This window comes from Nocardia sp. Root136 (genome assembly GCF_001427185.1).
Classification (GTDB): Bacteria; Actinomycetota; Actinomycetes; order Mycobacteriales; family Mycobacteriaceae; genus Nocardia; species Nocardia salmonicida.
Genome location: NZ_LMFE01000001.1, coordinates 2141558 through 2159106 on the forward strand (window position 1 = coordinate 2141558; position 17549 = coordinate 2159106).

A 17549-nucleotide genomic window follows, 5' to 3' on the forward strand; every position below is an offset into this window, starting at 1 on the left:
GGACTCAGGCCGGACGGGACGCACCCGCCAGGTCTTCGGGCGCCGAGGTTCGCGCCACCGGGCCGAGGTCGACCGGCATGTGTTCGAAACCGTGCAGCGTGAACAGGTTTCGGCGCACCGGCTCGCCGCGCAGCCGCAGGTTCGGGTAGCGGGTGTAGAGCGCGCGCAGGGCGTGCACCGCTTCCATCCTGGCCAGGCTCGCGCCGAGGCAGGCGTGGATACCGCTGCTGAAGGCCACGTGCTCTTTGAGATTGGAACGGTCGATGTCGAAGCGGTGCGGGTCGGGGAAGACCGCCGGGTCACGGTTGGCCCCGGCCAGCGACAGGATGACCGTCGTCTCGGCCCGCACCAGGTAGCCCTCGACCTCGACATCCTCGAGCGCCTGGCGCGCGGTGGTCTGTACCGGCGGATCGAAGCGCAGCGTCTCCTCCACCACATCGGGCCAGCGATCGGGGTCGTCCTGCGCGAGCGCGAGCTGATCGGGATGGGCCCACAGCGCGGCCACCGCGTTGCCGATCAGGTTGACCGTCGTCTCGAAACCTGCGCCCATCAGCAGACTCGCGCCCGCCTGCAATTCCGTCAGACTCAGATCGCCCGAACGGACCAGGGTGGACAGGATGTCCTCACCCGGCGCGCGGCGCAGGGTGGCGATGTGGTCGGCGAGGTATTCGTCCATGTCCTCGATCGCGCTCATCGCGGCGCGGTAGGTCCGCCATGACGTGCCGATGTCGAGCAGCGGCGTGACCTTGTCGCCCCATTCGAGGAACCGGTCCCGGTCCGGGGGTGGGAAGCCGAGCATCTCGGCGATGATCGCGATCGGCACCTTGGCGGCGAAATCGGTGATCAGGTCGACCGAACCGTTCGCGGGCATCGCGTCGAGCAGTTCGGCCGTGACCACCTCTACGCGATCGCGCAGTCTGGCGACGGCGCGCGGGGTGAACGCCGAAGCCACCGGCTTGCGCATTCGCGTGTGCTCGGGCGGATTGATGACCAGCATCGACGGTGGCTCGACCGGATTGGGCGGCACCGTGACCCGTTCGGCGAGCTTGCGCCACGGGGCGGGCAGGTCGTTGCCGAGGGCGGGCCGCACCCCGAATCTGGGGTCGCGCAGAATCGCTCGGACCTGCTTGTGGTCGAACGCGGCGAGGGACAACGGCGTCCTGATCACTCCGCCCGACCCGCGCACCTCATCGATCAGCGGATAGGGATCGTGCAGACCCCGCCGACCGCTGAGCAAGATCGCGAACGGATCGCCGCGACGGGCCTGCCAGCGCAGAATCGCTCGCGGCGCGCCGTGCTCGGCCGACCATCGAACCCAGTATTTCGCAATCATCGCCACCCCTGCCACTCTGCCGAAGTCTTGCTTCCACAGTACGGGCGGGATGTGACACGCGACACGTCCCCGAGGTGGACCCGAACCTATACCTGGGTAGGAGTCAGCGCCGGACGGTCACCTTCTCGGTGACAACTCGATGTTCGACACCGGCCGGATCGGGATTGACGACCTGCACCAGCGAAGCCCCGGCGAACAACACCGAAACGAACCCGTCGACCACTTCCTCCACCGTCTCCCATGGCGTACTCGACAGCACCCGGTCGCCGGTGGAAAACCCTTGCAGCGCGGCGGATTTGCGGGCCATGGTCAGCACTTCGTTCACCGAGAGGCCGTCGAGCGCGGCCCGGAATCCGCCGGGCAGGAACTGATCACCGTGCACGCGCACCGCGGTGGCGAAATCGGTGACGCCGACCGGCAGCTCACGCACCGGCGTTCCCATCGCGTCCAGCGACAGCACCGCCACCTCGCCGACACCGTCGGCGTCGTCGAGCCGGTCGGGGGTGACCAGCGCGAGGTCGGCATCGGGGTCGGGGGTGAGCACCACTTCGGTTCCCGCCCACCAGCATCCGAGCAACACCGCGGCGGTCTGCCAGTGCGCGGGCAACAGCACCGCCACCCTGGCGCCGGGGGTGAGCGCGAATTCGTCGCGGATCAGGTTCGCGGTCTTGGCGGCCCAGTTGGCCAACGTCAGCCCGGAGAGTTCGATCCGCGCGCCGGTGGCGTCGTCGTACCAGGTGACGCGGGGTCCGGCGGGGTCGCGTTCGAGGATCGGGTCGAGGAGGGCGTCGGTCAGGGTGGAGTTCGGCTCACGCATGGGTCAATTCACACATTTCGGTCCGTTCTGGCCTGCGTCGATCGGCGGGGCGGGCGGTATCGGTGTCGCGGTCGCCGAGGATGTCGCGTCGAGATCGAACATGCCTGCCGCGGCCGAGCCGGGACCAGAGTAGTCGCTCGCCAATATCACGCTCACCGTATCCGCCGACACTGTCGCATCGGCGACCACCGTCAGGCCACCGAGCGCCTCGGCGACCGCCGTCGCCTTCGGGTCGTCGGCATCGGCGGCCAGCACGCGACTCGAGCTCACGGTGCCGCCGGTGTAGTTGCCGACCGTGCCTTCTTTGAATCCCTTGCCCGTCAACGCCGCCGACACCTTGCCCGCGAGTCCGGTGGCGCCACCCGCGTTGAGCACGCTCACCGTCACCGTCGAGGTGTCGATCTTCGGCGCGGTCGCTTCTTGTTCCTCTTCCCCCACGAGCCCGGCGACGAAACTCTGCACGGTCTTCGGGTCGACCTTGACCACCGACTCCCCCGCCGAGGTCATGCTGTTGAGGTCGGAGACGGGAATGGTCTCGAATTCCACCTTGCCGCCGGACAGATCCTTGAGCTGCTGCAGAAAGGCCAGCACGTCCCAGTCCTCGTCGAGCACGACGGTGCGCCCGACCGCCTCGCTGATCTCGCTGAGCTTGCTCGGATTGGCGAGGGTCTTGGCATTGAGCAGCTGGCCGACCAGCTGCGCCATGAACACCTGCTGACGCACGATCCGGTCGATGTCGCCGCGCTCGAGATCATGGCGCTGACGCACGAAGCTCAAGGCCTCCTGACCGTCGAGGCGCTGGCGCCCGGCCGGGAAGTCCGCGCCCGACATCGGTTCGTCCACCGCCTGATTCAGGCACACCTCGACCCCGCCGACCGAGTCGGTGAGCAGCACGAAGCCGAGCAGACTCACCTCGGCGTAGTGATCGACGGTGATGCCGGTCAGGGTGGCCACCGATTTGATGAGGGCCTGTCGGCCCGCCTTGGTCGACGCGCGTTCGGCCTCGGCCTCGGACTTGCCGTCGGCGAGCAGTTCGGCGCGTTCGGTCTCCTTGGTCGAACCGTACGCGGAGTTGATCTTGGCCTTGCCCTGGCCGCCGATATCGACGTAGGAGTCGCGCGGAATGGAGATCGCGGTGGCCGAGCGGCCGTCGTTGGGAACGCGGATCAGCACGATGGTGTCGGTATTGGTGCCCACCTCGTCGCCCGCGTGCAGCATGGCGCGTTCGGCGTTGGTGAGCGGGTTGCCGTGCGCGTCGGTGCGGCTGTCGACACCGACGAGCAGGATGTCGACCGCGCCGTCGCGCTCACCGCCGAGGCCGAGGCCGCCGATCCGGTCGATATTGGCGATCAGGTTGTCGACACTGCGCCAAGCGAATCCGGTGAGTGCCAGCACCAGCACGGCCGAGATCGCCACCATCAGTTTGGCCGGACCGAAGGCGCCCGCGGGCGCGCTGACCGGTCTTGTCGACTCTCGCACTCGTGCATCCTCTCGACGAACTCCGCGCCCGGACAGCTGCACCCCCGGCAAACACCGCCTAGTCATCAGCCCGGGCTCGTCCACGGACACCGGCTTGCACAGGCTAACCAACAGTTACCACACTCGGGCCCAACCACAGGTGTCCCGGCGTGCCAGACTGGCCGCGTGAATGCCGATTTCCGCGCCCCCGCTCCGCTGATCGTAACCGGCGCGCGTGGCCTGCTGGGGCGAGAGATCCTGCGCCTGGCACCCGATGCGCGCGGCCTCGGGCGGGCCGATCTCGACATCACCGACCGCGCCGCCGTCGACGCCGTCCTCACGCCCGGCGCCGTGGTGATCAACTGCGCGGCCTACACCGCGGTGGATGCCGCCGAAACCGAGGTCGAGGCCGCCTTCGCCGCCAACGCGACCGGGCCCGCGGTACTCGCCGCCGCCTGCGCCGCGGCGGGCGCGCGGCTGATCCACGTGTCCACCGACTACGTCTTCCCCGGGACCGCGACGACACCGTATGAACCCGGCGACCCGACCGGACCGACCTCGGTCTACGGACAGTCCAAGCTCGCCGGCGAGCGGGCCGTGCTCGAACTGGGCGCCCACGTGGTGCGCACCGCCTGGGTGTACGGCGGTGTCGAGGGGGATTTCGTCGCGACCATGCGCAGGTTGGAGGCCGAACGCGACACCGTCACCGTGGTGAACGACCAGCTCGGCTCCCCCACCAGCGCCGCCGACCTCGCCGCCGCGCTGCTGGAACTGAGCACCCGACCCGACGCCCCCGCTGTGCTGCACGCCACCAATTCCGGCACCGCCACCTGGTTCGACCTCGCCGCAGCGGTTTTCTCCGACCTCGGCGCCGATCCGAACCGGGTACTGCCGTGCGCGTCCAGCGAGTTCCCCAGACCCGCACCGCGCCCGGCGTATTCGGTGCTCTCTCCCGCGGCCTGGGACGGGGCCGGCCTCACCCCGCTTCGCTCCTGGCGTATCGCACTCACCGACACACTGAGCCGGTTGTCCGACTAGGCTCCGCAGTCGTGAACGCAGCAGACTCAGCCGATTCTCCAGCCCCCGCCGGCATTGCCGTGGTCACGGTGACCTATTCACCGGGTGAGCACCTCGAGCACTTCATCACCACCCTGGCCGACGCGACCACCGAGAAGCCGCAGGTGATCCTGGCCGACAACGGCTCGACCGACGGCGTCCCCGAACTCGTCGCCGAGGCCAACTCGCACGTAACCCTGCTGCACACCGGCGGCAATATCGGCTACGGCGGCGCCATCAACCGCGCCGTCGCCGAGATCGATCCGTCGATCGAGTTCGTGATCCTGGCCAACCCGGACATCCGCTGGGGCGTCGACTCCATCGACAAGATGCTCGAGGCGGCGAAGCGCTGGCCGCGCGCGGGCGCTTTCGGGCCGATGGTCCGTGAGCCCGACGGCAGTATCTACCCGTCCGCGCGCCGCGTCCCCGGCCTAGCCGACGGCGCGGGCCACGCGATCCTCGGCTCGGTCTGGCCGAAGAACCCCTGGTCGATGCGCTACCGCCAGGAGAACGAGCAGATCTCCGAGCGGGTGGTCGGCTGGCTGTCCGGCTCCTGCCTGCTGGTGCGCCGCGCCGCGTTCGACACCATCGACGGTTTCGACTCGCGCTACTTCATGTATATGGAGGACGTGGACTTCGGCGACCGCATGGGCAAGGCGGGCTGGCACAATGTATTCGTCCCGGACGCCGAGGTGACCCACGCCAAGGGGCACGCCGCGGGCAAGCATCCCGAACTGATGCTGCCCGCCCACCACGCCAGCGCGTACCGCTTCCAGGCGGACCGGCATCCGCACTGGTGGCAGGCGCCGTTGCGGGGCGCGCTGCGGGCCGGACTTGCGGTTCGCTCCCGGATTGCGGTTCGATCGGCGCTGCGCGAGAAAGCGCGAACCGGCGCCTGAGTAGGCGCCGGTCCACTGTGAACAGGGGAAACTCGATGGCAGGCAATGCAGGCACCGACGCGGTCATCCTCGTCGGCGGCCAGGGCACGCGGCTGCGTCCGCTCACCCTCTCGGCGCCCAAGCCCATGCTGCCGACGGCCGGGCTGCCGTTCCTGACCCACCTGCTGGCCAGGATCGCCGAGGCCGGGATCACCCACGTGGTGCTCGGCACCTCCTTCAAGGCCGAGGTCTTCGAAGAGCACTTCGGTGACGGCTCCGAACTGGGCCTGGACCTGGAGTACGTGACCGAGACCGAACCGCTGGGCACCGGCGGCGGTATCCGCAATGTGCTGCCCAAGCTGCGCGCGGACAACGTGATGGTGTTCAACGGCGACGTCCTCGGCGGCACCGACCTGGGCGCGATCCTCGACACCCACGAGTCGACCAACGCCGACGTCACCCTGCACCTGGTCCGCGTCAGCGATCCGCGCGCCTTCGGCTGCGTGCCGACCGACGACAGCGGCCGGGTCACCGCGTTCCTGGAGAAGACCCAGGATCCGCCGACCGACCAGATCAACGCCGGTTGCTATGTGTTCCGCCGCGAATACATCGAGAAGATCCCCAGCGGTCGTCCGGTCTCGGTGGAGCGCGAGGTCTTCCCCGCGCTCCTGGCCGAGGGCGCCCGCGTGCAGGGCCACGTCGACGCCTCCTACTGGCGCGACATGGGCACCCCGGAGGACTTCGTGCGCGGCTCCGCGGACCTGGTCCGCGGAATCGCGCCCTCCCCCGCGCTCCCCGGCCAGCGTGGTGAGTCCCTCGTCCATCCCGGCGCGGGTGTGGCGCCGGGCGCGCTGCTCATCGGCGGGACCGTGGTCGGTCGCGGCGCGGAAATCGGCGCGGGTGCGCGACTGGACGGCGCGGTGATCTTCGACGGCGCGGTGGTCGAGGCAGGCGCGACGGTCGAACGCTCCATCATCGGCTTCGGGGCCCGCATCGGTCCCCGCGCGCTGGTGCGCGACGGGGTGATCGGTGACGGCGCCAACGTCGGCGCCCGCTGCGAACTCCTGCGCGGCGCCCGCGTGTGGCCCGGCGTGGTCATCCCCGACGGCGGCATCCGCTTCTCCACCGACGTCTGATCCGTACGACGCCGGGTCCCCGCCGATTCCCTCGGCCGGTGACCCGGCGTCGTACTGTTCACCCGAGCCCGTACGCCTCACGGAAGACAGTGCGCTCCCTGGCTCGACGACCCGGATGAATGCGTCGCTCGGCCGGATGACCGACCGCCATCAGCAGCGCGACCGCGAGATCGTCACGATCGCCGATCCCGATCGTCTTCTTCACCTTCGCTTCGTCCCAGCCGTTCATCGGTGCGGTGGCAAGGCCCAACTCGGTGGCCGCCAGCATCACATAGGTCGCCGCGATCATCGCGTCCTTGACCGCGTATTCACGCAGCAGCCCCCGCCGGGCGAGATCGTCCTGGAACTCGTGAGATGCCGTGGCGAACATCGCGACGAACTCCTCCGACCACGCGCCGTTGCCGCGGGCCTGGTCGTACACGTCGCTGTGGTCCTCGCGCCAGGACTCCGGTTCGGCGACGAAGACCAGCATCAGCGGCGCCTCCCGTGCTTGGGGTTGGCCACCGGTCGCCCAGGCCAGACCGGCCCGGCCCGCCTCGCTCGTGATCGCGACAATGGCCCGGTCCTGCAGGTTCCAGCTGGTCGGCGCCTCGATGGCGAGATCGAGCAGCGCCTCGAGATCGGCCGCCGAGACCGGATCCGGACGGTAGTGGCGGACAGTGCGTCGAGTGCGGATCGCTTCGGCGACCGACAAGATTCTGGATGTCATGTAACCAACTATCGGAGAGTCACTCTCTATTGGGAAGTAGGCACTAAATAGTGCGTTACTATCCCTCGATGACAACCTTCGTGGAGTCCTCCGGCCTGCCCGCCGACGCCTACTCGGCGAAGTGCCCGACCCGCCAGGTGCTCGATCACATCGCAGGCAAATGGACGATCCTGGTGGTGGACGCACTCCTCGACGGCACGCAGCGCTACACCGACCTCAGCCGACGTATCGAGGGCGTTTCCCAGAAAATGCTCACCCAGACGCTGCGCGGTCTCGAAGCCGACGGATTCGTCACGCGCACCGCGTATCCCACCATTCCGCCCAGGGTCGAATACGAACTCACCGCGCTGGGTCGCAGCCTCGCCGAACCGATCACCGCGTTGCGGCAGTGGACCGAAACCCACATCAACGAGATCGAACGTGCCCGCGCCGCCGCTAGCTGAAGCCGACGGCTTGGTCGCCCCATGCGGTGTGCAGGTCGGCGTCCGGGTTGTCCACGATGCGGTCGATGGTGTCGATGAGCAGGGTGGTGCGGGCGGCGGGGCGGTAGTGGGGCCAGTGTTTGGAGCCGTCGAGCGCGGCGGGCACGCTGTGTTCGGCGAAGGCCAGCCAGCGGCGCTGCATGCGGCCCGAAACCGCGAGCGAGGCTTTTCGGCCGCCCAGCCAGAAGGTGGGGTCGTGGTTCAGGGTGCCGAAATTGCCGAAGACGTAAGGCAATTCGGTGGCGTGGCCCGCTCCGACCCTGGCCGCCTTCAACATCGGGGTGGCGTAGTCGAAGCGATACATCCAGGTCGGCGAATGTTGGGCATGCCCCTCGGCGACCCAGGCCGCGGGCATCCGGAACGCCGCGTCAGTAGACATCGCCAGTGCCCCACGGGTTTTGGTGAGATCGGGATAGGCCGAGGTGATCTCGGCGATCCGCTCGGGCGACATCTCCGGATGGGAGGCGGCGACATCGCGCAGCATCGCGTTCACCGCGTCGGGCGTCACCGGCATGATCGGCGAGCGCAGCACCCGGAACAGCGACGCCTCATCGCGATTGGTGCCGATCAGCAACGGCACGCGGTGCGAACGTCCCTGCTGGAATCGGTCGATCGGGTAGCCCGGCAACAGATTTCCGTCGACCACCGGCGCCGCGGCGAGCCTGCCGGGTTCCTTGATCGGCACCTCGTCCAGCAGCACCGCCCCGACCTCGACCAGCCGTTCGATCGGCAACTCCAGCAGCCGATTCGTCTCGCCCGGCCCGAGTTCGAGCAGCTCCAGATAGCGCTGCCCGACGACCGCGGCCCGCTCCTGTCCGAAAACCGTAGTGGCGGGCGGACTCTGGGCGATCGCCTTGTGGAACAGTCCCGCCGCGGCGGGTGAGGTGAGTAGTGCGGTCACGCATCCCGCGCCCGAGGACTCCCCGAAGAGGGTCACATTGCCCGGGTCGCCGCCGAACGCGGCGATATTGTCGCGCACCCACGCCAGCGCGGCGAGCTGATCGTGCAGGCCGAGGTTCGCGGTGAACTGCTCACCGAACGAGGACAGGTCGAGGAAGCCGAGCACCCCGTGTCGATAGTTCACCGAGACGACCACCACGTCGCCCGCCTCGGCGAGCTTGCGCCCGTCGTAGATGGTCTGGGCGGCGGTGCCGAGACAGTAGGCGCCGCCGTGCAACCAGACCAGCACCGGGCGCGGTTCCTCGTCGCTCGGCTCGGGCCGCGGCGACCAGACATTGACCCACAGGCAGTCCTCGCCCATCTGCAGGTCGGAATCCACCGGCACCATCGCACCCATGGCCTGCGGTGCGATATCGCCGAAGACCACGCACTCGCGCACCCCGTCCCATGGCTTCGGGGGCTCGGGCACGGCGAATCGGGCGGGCCCGGCGGGCGCGGCAGCGTAGGGAATGCTGCGCCATACCGCGACCGGCCCATCCCAGGTTCCACTGACCAGTCCGTAGTCGGTCTGTGCCAGTGGGTCAGCATCGCCGGCCCGCGTGTCCGGATCGAAATCGGGCTGAATGCTCATCGCACACCTCCTAGCCGGCACGACCGCACGGGTACCTGTGTATTTGCTCCCGCTGGTCGCAGCACCTGGTGACTTCCTACGAGAGTACGTGCGAACCGCCCGAACGCGCGCTCTACGCGCCATTTTCGCAGGTAACAGTTACTCCGTGGTACAGCAGAACGCCCCGTTCCGCGGCATCACACGGCGGTTACGGGGTGAATTCGGCGACTAATGAGGACCCGGTCCGGCCTCCAGAAAAGCCAGGGTCGGCTGCCATCCGGATCTCGCCACACCGGATGACAGCCGACCTCGCATCGGTTAGCTGGAAATGCGCTGCGCTTCGTCACCGACGTAGGCGGCCCACAGTCGCCGATACGGGCCGTCGACGCCGACCAGCTCGGCATGGGCGCCGACCTGCACCAGCCTGCCCGCGCCGACCACCGCGATCAGATCGGCGTCGGCGGCGGTGGCGAGCCGATGCGCGACGACGATCGTGGTGCGGCCCGCGGTCAGCACGTCCACCGCGGCGCGCACGCGTGCCTCGGTGGCCAGATCCAGTGAGGCGGTGGCCTCGTCCAGGATGAGGATGTCGGGATCGATCAGCTGCGCTCTGGCCAGCGCGAGCAGCTGACGCTGCCCGGCCGACAGACTGCGCCCGTGCGCCCCGATCGGCTGGTAGTAGCCGTGTTCGAGCGCCGCGATCATCTCGTGCGCCCCGACAGCGCGAGCGGCCCACTCGATCTCGGCGGGCGCGGCCTCGGGATTGCCGTAGGCGATGGCCTCGCGCACGGTGTCGCCGAACAGGAACGGCTCCTGCGGGACGACGCCGAGGCGTTTGCGGAAATCGCGCAGCCGGAACCGGCGGATGTCGACCCCGTCGACCAGCACCGCGCCCTCGGTCGGGTCGTAGTACCTGGCGAGCAGCTTGACCAGGGTCGACTTGCCCGCGCCGGTCTCGCCCACCAGCGCGACCTTCTGGCCCGGCTCGATCCGCAGGTCGAGCCCGTCGAGCACAGTGCGCGCCCGCGACGAGTACCCGAAGCTCACCGCGCGCAGTTCGATCGCCCCCTCGAGGCTGGTCACCGGGAGCGGATCCGCGGCTTCCGGCGTATCGACCGGCGTGCGCAGCAGCTCACCGATGCGGTCGACACCGACCACCGCCTGCTGATAGCTGTCGAATACCTGCGAGAGCTGCTGGATCGGGGCGAACAGCAATTCGATGTAGAGCAGGAACGCGATCAGCGTGCCCGCGGTGAGCACGTCGTCGCGGACCTGGTGCACACCCACGGCGAGCACCGCGGCCGTGGCGATCACCGACATGAGTTCGATGCACGGGAAGAACACCGCCATCAGCACCTGCGAGCGCAGCCGCGCGTTGCGGTAGGCCCACGACCGGCTCTCGAACTCGGCCTGGTTCACCGACTCCCGGCGGAACGCCTGGGTGACGGTGATGTTGTCGACATTCTCCTGCAGGTAGGCGTTGACCGCGCTCACGCGCTCCCTTGCCAGGTTGTACGCGGGCACCGACGCGCGCCGGAAGGCCACGGTCGCCACGCCGAGCACCGGCAGCAGCACGAGGACGACCACGGCGAGCCCGGCGTCGATCACCAGCAGCGCGGCGACCACGCCCGCGATGGTGACCGTACTGGTGAGCGCGGTGGCCAGGCCGGTCTGCAGGAACGCCGACAGCCCGTCCACGTCGGTGGTCATCCTGGTCATGATCCGGCCGCCGAGCTCGCGCTCGTAGTACTGCAGGCCGAGGCGTTGCAGGTGGGCGAAGGTCTTCACGCGCAACCCGTAGAGCAGTCGCTCGCCGACCCGCCCCGTGACCCGCACCTGGGCCACGCTGATCGCCCAGTCCACCACCACGACCACGATCGCCAGCGCGGCCGCGCCGATCACCACGTCGCGCGCACCGGCCAGCACCCCGTGGTCGATGCCGTAGCGCACCAGGAACGGGATCAGCACCTGGGCGATGGCATCGAGTCCGACCAGCCCGAGCCCGGCGAGCAGCGGCCAGGTGAACGGGCGCAGCAGTCGCGGCAGGGAGAAGGCGGTGTCGGGAGTATGGGAGAACGACGGGTCGACCTCGGGTTCCCCGGAGACCGGCGGCAGCCGATCGAGCAGGGCCACGATATCGCCGCTCGGTGGCGCGCTCGCCATCATGCCCCCGCCCACGCCACCGGCCGGACCCGCGGGCGCACCCGCCGATCTGCGCGCGAACGCCTTGGCCAAATGCTCCATGGTGCGGTCGTCGTCGGAGTCGACTTCCGGCGCCACCCACAGCTCCTCGGTGGCGACGCGGGTGGTGTCGCGGTGTGGATCGGTGCCGATGCCGACGACCTCCGGCGGGGTGAACAGGGCACGGAACAACTCACCGGACTGCTGTAGTTCACGCAGCGTGCCGAGTTCGGCGACGCGTCCGCCGTCGAGGACAGCGACCCGATCGGCGAGCGAGAGTGTCGAGATCCGGTGCGCGACAACGATGGTCGTGCGCTTGCGCAGCTCGGCGCCGATCCGCTGGTAGATCTGCTCCTCCACCTGGGCGTCGATGGCCGAGGTCGCGTCGTCGAGCACCAGCACCGGCGCCTCGGTGAGCAGGGCGCGAGCCAGCGCGATGCGCTGACGCTGCCCGCCCGAGAGTCGTTGTCCCCGTTCACCGATGGTGGTGTCGATACCCTGCGGCAGCGCGGTGACGAACTCGTCAGCGGCGGCGAGATACAGCGCGTGCCAGACCTGTTCGTCGCTCGCGTCAGGTCTGCCGTAGGCGACATTGGCCCGGATCGAGTCGGCCATCAGGTGCGTGTCCTCGAAGACCATCGCCACCTGAGCGCGCGGGTCGGGCAGTTCGCGCAGATCGACGCCGTCGAAAAGCACCGCGCCGGAGTCGGGTTCGAGCAGCGCGGGCAACAGCGACACCAGGATCGTCTTGCCGCTGCCCGCCCCACCCGCGATGGCGACGGTCTCGCCGGAACCGATCCGCAGATCGAGGCCGTTCAGGATCGGGGTGTCGTCGAAACCGAAACCGACCCCGTCGAAGTCGATCGACGGCGGCTCGGCGGCTTCGGCCCCATCCTGCGCGCCGGCGCCTCGTGTCCCCGCCGCACCAGGCACCGTGCCCGCGTCGTCGGGCGATTCGATCACCTCGCGCACCCGGTCCAGTGACGCCTTTCCCTGCTGACTCACGGTGAGCAACATCGAGAACTGCCGCACCGGCCCGACGAACGCGCTCAGATAGGTCATGAACGCGAGAAACGTGCCGAGCGTGATGGATTGGCGCAGCGCGAGCAAACCGCCGACGACCAGGATCAACGCCTGCCCCGCCGCGGGCACCGCCTGCACCACCGGGGTGAACCGGCTGGTGATCCGGGCGACCCGCAACCGCGACCGATAGAGCACGCGCGCACGCGCACTCAACTGCTCCAGCTCGTACTGCTCCTGCCCGAAGCCCTTCACCACCCGCACACCGGCCACCGCGGCCTCGACCTGCATCGCCACCTCAGCGGCCCGCGCCTGCGCGTCCCAGTTCGCGGGGAACAGCTGCCGCTGACTGCGCCGGGTGACGATCCACAGCCCCGGCAGCACGACCAGCGCGATCAGCGTCAGCGTCGGCGACATCGCCGTCATCAGCACCAGCACCGCGAACAGCAGCGCCACATTGCCCGCGATCATCGGAATGAGCTGCAGGAACATCTGGATCAACGTGACATCGGTGATCGCCCTGCTCACCACCTGCCCGGTGCGCAACTGCGCCTGCTCGCGCCCGTTGAGCCGCAGCAGCGCGGCGAACAGGTCACGGCGCAGGTCGTGTTGCACCCCCAGCGACAGTTCCGAGGAGGCCACCCGGCGCGCGTACGACGACCCGAACCTGGCCGCGCCGATCACCAGCAACAGCACCACCCACGGCGTCACCGAGGCCGCCGTGGCGCTGAGCGTGTCGACCACATGCCGCACCACCAGCGGCAGCGCCGCGGTGAGCAGCGCCGCCGCCAACGCACCGGTGTAGCTGATGATCACCAGCCGCCGGTGCTCGAGACAGCGTCGGGTCAGGTAGCGGATCCAATCCGATCTCATCGGGCGGCCACGAGCGCGTCCGCGTCGTCGAACTGGTTGGCCGGGCGCGCGAGACCGTAGTGGCCGCGCAACGTGGTCTCGGTGTACTCGGTGCGGAACAGGCCGCGCTCCTGCAGGATCGGGACCACCTCGTCGACGAAGCGCTCCAGACCCGACGGCAGCACGGCGGGCATGATGTTGAAGCCGTCGGCGGCGCCCTGGCGGAACCAGTCCTCGATAGCGTCGGCCACCTGGACCGCGGTGCCGGCGAAGGTGCGGTGCCCACGGCCGCCGCCGAGTCGGGCGATCAGCTCACGCAGGGTGAGTCGTTCGCGCCGAGCCAGATTCACGATCAGCGTGAAGCGGCTCTTCGCGCCCTCGATGTCGTCCTCGGTGGGCAGGTCCTCGGGCAGTTCGCTGTCCAGATCGAGCTCATCGATGGGCAGCTTGAAACGCTCGGCGAGCTGCTTGCGCGCGTACTCGGGCGAGATCAGCCGGGCCAGTTCCTCGTCCAGCTCCCGGGCCTGCTCCTCGGTGTCGCCGATGATCGGGACGATGCCGGGCAGGATCTTGATGGACTCCGGGTCGCGGCCCGCGGCGACGGTGCGGGCCTTGAGATCGGTGTAGAAGGCCTTGGCGTCGTCGAGGGTCTGCTGCGCGGTGAACACGGCCTCGGCGTAGCGGGCGGCGAACTCCTTGCCGTCCTCCGACGATCCGGCCTGCACCAGCAGCGGATATCCCTGCGGGGAACGCGGCAGGTTCAGCGGACCGTCCACCCGGAAGTGCTCGCCGTGGTGCAGGATCTTGCGCACCTTCGAGGCATCGGTGTGGATGCCGAGTTCCTTGTCGGCCAGCACGGCGTCGTCGTCCCAGCTGTCCCACAGTTTCGTCGCCACGTCGACGAATTCGGCGGCCTTCTCGTAGCGCAGCCGGTGGTCGGGGGTGTCGTCGAGACCGAAGTTACGGGCCGCGTCGGCGCCCGCGGTGGTGACGATGTTCCAGCCCGCCCTGCCGTTGCTCGCCCAGTCCACGGAGGCGAAACGGCGGGCGAGGTTGAACGGGTCGTTGTAGCTGGTGGAGGCCGTGGCGATGAGACCGATCCGGCTGGTCTGCACGGCGACCGCGGTCAGGATGACGGTCGGCTCGAGCTTGCCGCTCGGCCTGCGGCCGGGATCACCCATCAGTACCGGGCTGTCGGCGAAGAAGATCGAGTCGAGCTTGCCGCGCTCGGCGGTCTGGGCGAGGCGGACGTAGTAGTTGATGTCGGTGTGGGCGTGCGGATCGCTCTCGGGCAGCCGCCAGGCCGCTTCGTGGTGGCCGACCGACATCAGGAAAGCGTTGAGGTGCAGGTGTTTCGACATGTGAAGCGCCTTTCAGGCCGCACGGTCGGCGACGCCGAGTGCGGTGAGCAGAGTGTGACGAATACGCCCGAACGCGGGCAGGCTCGGATCGCGCTCGCCGCTCAACTCGACCGGAATGTCGAGCGAGAGGCGTCCGTCGTCGAGCACGATCACCCGGTCGGCCAAGGCGACAGCCTCGTCGACATCGTGGGTGACCAACAAGACGGTCGGGCGATGCCTGCTGATCAGGTCCCGCAACAGGGCGTGCATCTTGATCCGGGTGAGCGCGTCGAGCGCACCGAAGGGTTCGTCGGCCAAGAGCAGATCGGGTTCGCCGACCAACGAGCGGGCCAGCGAGACCCGTTGTTGCTCACCACCGGAGAGTTCCCTCGGCCAGGCGCGTTCGCGGCCCGCGAGGCCGACTTCGGCGAGTACCCGCTCGGCCGCGGCGCGGCGCGTTCTCGGCTGTCCGTAGAGCACATTGGGCAGTACCCGCTGCCAGGGCAGCAGCCGCGAATCCTGGAACACCACCGAGGTTTTCGCCGGTATCCGCAGCGTGCCGTCACCCTCGACGTCGTAATCGAGTCCGGCCAGTGCCCGCAGCAGCGTGCTCTTGCCCGAGCCGCTGCGTCCGAGCAGAGCGACGAACTGGCCGGGCGCGATGGTCAGGTCGATCGAGTCGAGCACCGTGCGGTCACCGAATTTGCGAGTCAGCGAACGAACCTCGACCCCGGTGACCTCGGTCTCGCTCACCCCGCGATAGTGCGTCGCCATGACAGCACCCTCCGTTCCACCAGACGGATCGCCGAATCCGAAGCCAAGCCGAAGATGGCGTAGACGACCAAGCCGACCAGGATCACATCGGCCTGTCCGTAGTTCTGCGCGTTCGACATCATCTTGCCGAGACCGTCGATGGCGTTGACCGTCTCGACCACGATCAGCACCAGCCAAGCACTGGTGACCGACATCCGCAGACCGAGGAAGAAGCCGGGCAGCGACCCGGGCAACACCACGCTGCGAATGAACTCCGCGCGCGAAACCCCCTGCACCTCGGAGAGTTCCACCAGCTTCTGATCGATCGTGGTGAGCGAGGCGTGGGTCTGGATGTACATGTGCACGACCACACCCAAGGTGATGAGCACGAGCTTGAATTCCTCGCCGATACCGAGCCACAGGATCATCAGCGGAATCAGGCCGAGGGTGGGAATGGCCCGTTTGATCTGGACCGGGCCGTCGATGAGCGATTCACCCCACCGGGAAAGGCCCGCGATCACGGCGAGAGTGGTACCGATGAGCACACCGAGGACCATGCCGATCAACACCCGTTGCAGCGACACCCCCAGGTTGGCCAGCAGCGGTCCATCGACCAGCAGCTCCCAACCGGTGTGCAGGACGGTCCACGGCGCCGACAGTTTGCGTGGGTCGATCAGTTCGAGCAGTGAGCCCGCGGCCCATGCCGCGACCACCAGGATCACGCCGAAAAGGCGGGCGGCGGGCACGGCCTTGCGCAGGCCGAGTCGGCGCAGGACGCGCCGCTCGACGAATCCGTCACCGGACGGTACGGAAACCGGAATCGCGGTGCGAGACAGTGTGATCGTCATTGCTGCCCCTTGGTGCGATACGTCGCCGACACCGCGTCGAACGCGATCTTCTCGAATCGGCGGTCGAACAGTTCTTCAGCGGGGAAGGAATTACCGAAGAAGCCGGCTTCGGTCACCAGATCGATCGTCTCCTGTTCCCAGGTGATCGCCTCGTTCCAATTCTCTGGGAAATACGGCTTTTCCGTCGTGGCGATAATGCGTTTGCCGTCCTCGACCGACACCGTCTGATCCTTGACGTAATACGCGTCGATCCATTCCGTGGGATGCTCCCAGGCCCAGACTTCTCCGCGTGCCCAGAATTTCACGAATTCGGCGACGGCAGCGGCTTTGCTGTCGTCACGCAACACCGAGGTCGGCGCCCACAGGACGGTCAGCGCGTCGACGGCGGGGGTGTCGATCGCGGTGGCGCCGTCGACGCGATACTTGTCGAGATACTTGGTCAGGGTCGGTTCGCCGAACGGGGCGACGTCGATTTCCTTGGCCTGCAGGGCGGTGAGGAACTTCGTGCTCGGCAGCTCAACGAGTTGCACCTCGTCGGTGCGGATGCCGGCCGCCTTCAGCGTGCGCAACACCACCAACCCCTGCGCCTGACCCGGCGAGAAGCCGATCTTCTTCCCGCGCAGCCCATCGAGGCTGGTGAACTTCGATCCGGGCGCGGTGGCCAGCTTGTACAGCGGGGTCGAGCGCACCTTGATTCCGACGATCTTCGCGTCGAGACCGCTGGCGTGCGCGTGGATCGGCGGGATGCCGGCATTGGTGGCCAGGTCGACCGAACCGCCGCGGAAGGCCTGGATGACATCGGGACCGGCCTGCACGGCGGGCCACGACGACACCGTGAACGGCAGTTTGCCCAGTTCTCCCGACGCGGTCAGCGCCACTTTGGCGGTATTGGCCGCGACCGCGAGCGAGACCCCGGCGGGGACCTCGGTGGGCAGCGGGCTCGTCAGCGCGGCGCCGTCCTGGTCGCCGGTGGCGCAGGAGACCGCGAGCAGCGAAGCCGCTGCGGCGAGAAGTGCTATTCGTCGAATATTTTTACGCAAGGTGATTTCCCGGATTTGATCGAATAATTATCGGCGACGGAATTCGAACCGCGACAACACAGCACATCCGACGTAACCCGGGCGACGCCGGACTGCATTTTGTTCATAGTGTCAACTGTCGCGTGCGACGCCGCTT

At 68.4% G+C, this 17549-nt stretch carries 14 protein-coding genes; 4 read left to right on the forward strand and 10 right to left on the reverse strand.

Going from position 1 to position 17549, the window contains the following annotated elements; all coding sequences use genetic code 11:
• Nucleotides 1-4 precede the first annotated feature (4 nt).
• The 3 genes from ASD42_RS09970 to ASD42_RS09980 all read right to left on the reverse strand — a co-directional run bounded on the left by ASD42_RS09970 (nucleotide 5) and on the right by ASD42_RS09980 (nucleotide 3569).
• Nucleotides 5-1333, reverse strand: coding sequence for a cytochrome P450 (locus ASD42_RS09970; RefSeq protein ID WP_056815927.1), 1329 nt, complete (start codon nucleotides 1331-1333; stop codon nucleotides 5-7).
• Nucleotides 1334-1436: 103 nt separating this feature from the next.
• Nucleotides 1437-2150, reverse strand: a complete 714-nt coding sequence (locus ASD42_RS09975; protein ID WP_056813115.1) for a TIGR03089 family protein — start codon at nucleotides 2148-2150, stop codon at nucleotides 1437-1439.
• Between the two features lie 3 nt (nucleotides 2151-2153).
• Nucleotides 2154-3569, reverse strand: a complete 1416-nt coding sequence (locus ASD42_RS09980) for an LCP family protein (RefSeq protein WP_200950440.1) — start codon at nucleotides 3567-3569, stop codon at nucleotides 2154-2156.
• Nucleotides 3570-3794: 225 nt separating this feature from the next.
• Here ASD42_RS09980 and rfbD point away from each other — a divergent pair, with 225 nt between their 5' ends.
• The 3 genes from rfbD to ASD42_RS09995 are packed head-to-tail and all read left to right on the forward strand — an operon-like array spanning nucleotide 3795 to nucleotide 6678.
• A complete protein-coding gene (gene rfbD / locus ASD42_RS09985; RefSeq protein WP_084787055.1) occupies nucleotides 3795-4646 on the forward strand; it encodes a dTDP-4-dehydrorhamnose reductase in 852 nt (283 codons plus the stop codon).
• Between the two features lie 53 nt (nucleotides 4647-4699).
• Nucleotides 4700-5563: a glycosyltransferase family 2 protein gene (locus tag ASD42_RS09990; protein ID WP_174552025.1), complete on the forward strand. Its 864-nt coding sequence runs from the start codon at nucleotides 4700-4702 to the stop codon at nucleotides 5561-5563.
• Nucleotides 5564-5598: 35 nt separating this feature from the next.
• Complete coding sequence (locus ASD42_RS09995) at nucleotides 5599-6678, forward strand: sugar phosphate nucleotidyltransferase (protein ID WP_056813121.1); 1080 nt, start codon at nucleotides 5599-5601, stop codon at nucleotides 6676-6678.
• 58 nt (nucleotides 6679-6736) lie between these two features.
• On the opposite strand, the gene ASD42_RS10000 is transcribed toward ASD42_RS09995, so the two are convergent.
• On the reverse strand, nucleotides 6737-7387 hold the full coding sequence (locus ASD42_RS10000) for a nitroreductase family protein (RefSeq protein WP_056813124.1): 651 nt from the start codon (nucleotides 7385-7387) through the stop codon (nucleotides 6737-6739).
• A 68-nt stretch (nucleotides 7388-7455) separates the two neighbouring features.
• Between ASD42_RS10000 and ASD42_RS10005 the strand changes: the two genes are divergently transcribed.
• A complete protein-coding gene (locus ASD42_RS10005) occupies nucleotides 7456-7830 on the forward strand; it encodes a winged helix-turn-helix transcriptional regulator (protein WP_056815937.1) in 375 nt (124 codons plus the stop codon).
• Here the strand turns inward: ASD42_RS10005 and ASD42_RS10010 are convergent.
• From ASD42_RS10010 to ASD42_RS10035, 6 genes are all read right to left on the reverse strand, one after another.
• Nucleotides 7823-9400 carry a carboxylesterase/lipase family protein gene (locus ASD42_RS10010; protein ID WP_056813126.1) on the reverse strand — a complete coding sequence of 526 codons (1578 nt, stop codon included), beginning with the start codon at nucleotides 9398-9400 and terminating at the stop codon, nucleotides 7823-7825. The two genes, ASD42_RS10005 and ASD42_RS10010, sit on opposite strands and share 8 nt — an antisense overlap.
• Before the next feature lie 297 nt (nucleotides 9401-9697).
• On the reverse strand, nucleotides 9698-13453 hold the full coding sequence (locus ASD42_RS10015) for an ABC transporter ATP-binding protein (RefSeq protein WP_056813129.1): 3756 nt from the start codon (nucleotides 13451-13453) through the stop codon (nucleotides 9698-9700).
• Nucleotides 13450-14793, reverse strand: coding sequence for an LLM class flavin-dependent oxidoreductase (locus tag ASD42_RS10020; RefSeq protein WP_056813132.1), 1344 nt, complete (start codon nucleotides 14791-14793; stop codon nucleotides 13450-13452). Before ASD42_RS10020 ends, ASD42_RS10015 begins: the two co-directional genes overlap by 4 nt.
• 12 nt (nucleotides 14794-14805) lie before the next feature.
• On the reverse strand, nucleotides 14806-15546 hold the full coding sequence (locus ASD42_RS10025) for an ABC transporter ATP-binding protein (RefSeq protein ID WP_056813135.1): 741 nt from the start codon (nucleotides 15544-15546) through the stop codon (nucleotides 14806-14808).
• Nucleotides 15522-16373: an ABC transporter permease gene (locus ASD42_RS10030; protein ID WP_056813137.1), complete on the reverse strand. Its 852-nt coding sequence runs from the start codon at nucleotides 16371-16373 to the stop codon at nucleotides 15522-15524. Before ASD42_RS10030 ends, ASD42_RS10025 begins: the two co-directional genes overlap by 25 nt.
• Nucleotides 16370-17413, reverse strand: a complete 1044-nt coding sequence (locus tag ASD42_RS10035) for an ABC transporter substrate-binding protein (protein WP_235569358.1) — start codon at nucleotides 17411-17413, stop codon at nucleotides 16370-16372. The genes ASD42_RS10030 and ASD42_RS10035 overlap by 4 nt, the downstream gene beginning before the upstream one ends.
• Nucleotides 17414-17549: the final 136 nt, after the last annotated feature.

Excerpts from the sequence above, each read along its gene's own strand:
- ASD42_RS10030 (WP_056813137.1), bottom strand. The coding sequence starts at position 16,373 with ATGACGATCACACTGTCTCGCACCGCGATTCCGGTTTCCGTACCGTCC.
- ASD42_RS10010 (WP_056813126.1), bottom strand. The coding sequence starts at position 9,400 with ATGAGCATTCAGCCCGATTTCGATCCGGACACGCGGGCCGGCGATGCT.
- ASD42_RS10000 (WP_056813124.1), bottom strand. The coding sequence starts at position 7,387 with ATGACATCCAGAATCTTGTCGGTCGCCGAAGCGATCCGCACTCGACGC.
- ASD42_RS09995 (WP_056813121.1), top strand. The coding sequence starts at position 5,599 with ATGGCAGGCAATGCAGGCACCGACGCGGTCATCCTCGTCGGCGGCCAG.
- ASD42_RS10020 (WP_056813132.1), bottom strand. The coding sequence starts at position 14,793 with ATGTCGAAACACCTGCACCTCAACGCTTTCCTGATGTCGGTCGGCCAC.
- ASD42_RS09975 (WP_056813115.1), bottom strand. The coding sequence starts at position 2,150 with ATGCGTGAGCCGAACTCCACCCTGACCGACGCCCTCCTCGACCCGATC.
- ASD42_RS10005 (WP_056815937.1), top strand. The coding sequence starts at position 7,456 with ATGACAACCTTCGTGGAGTCCTCCGGCCTGCCCGCCGACGCCTACTCG.
- ASD42_RS10025 (WP_056813135.1), bottom strand. The coding sequence starts at position 15,546 with ATGGCGACGCACTATCGCGGGGTGAGCGAGACCGAGGTCACCGGGGTC.
- ASD42_RS09970 (WP_056815927.1), bottom strand. The coding sequence starts at position 1,333 with ATGATTGCGAAATACTGGGTTCGATGGTCGGCCGAGCACGGCGCGCCG.
- ASD42_RS09980 (WP_200950440.1), bottom strand. The coding sequence starts at position 3,569 with ATGGTGGCGATCTCGGCCGTGCTGGTGCTGGCACTCACCGGATTCGCT.
- ASD42_RS10015 (WP_056813129.1), bottom strand. The coding sequence starts at position 13,453 with ATGAGATCGGATTGGATCCGCTACCTGACCCGACGCTGTCTCGAGCAC.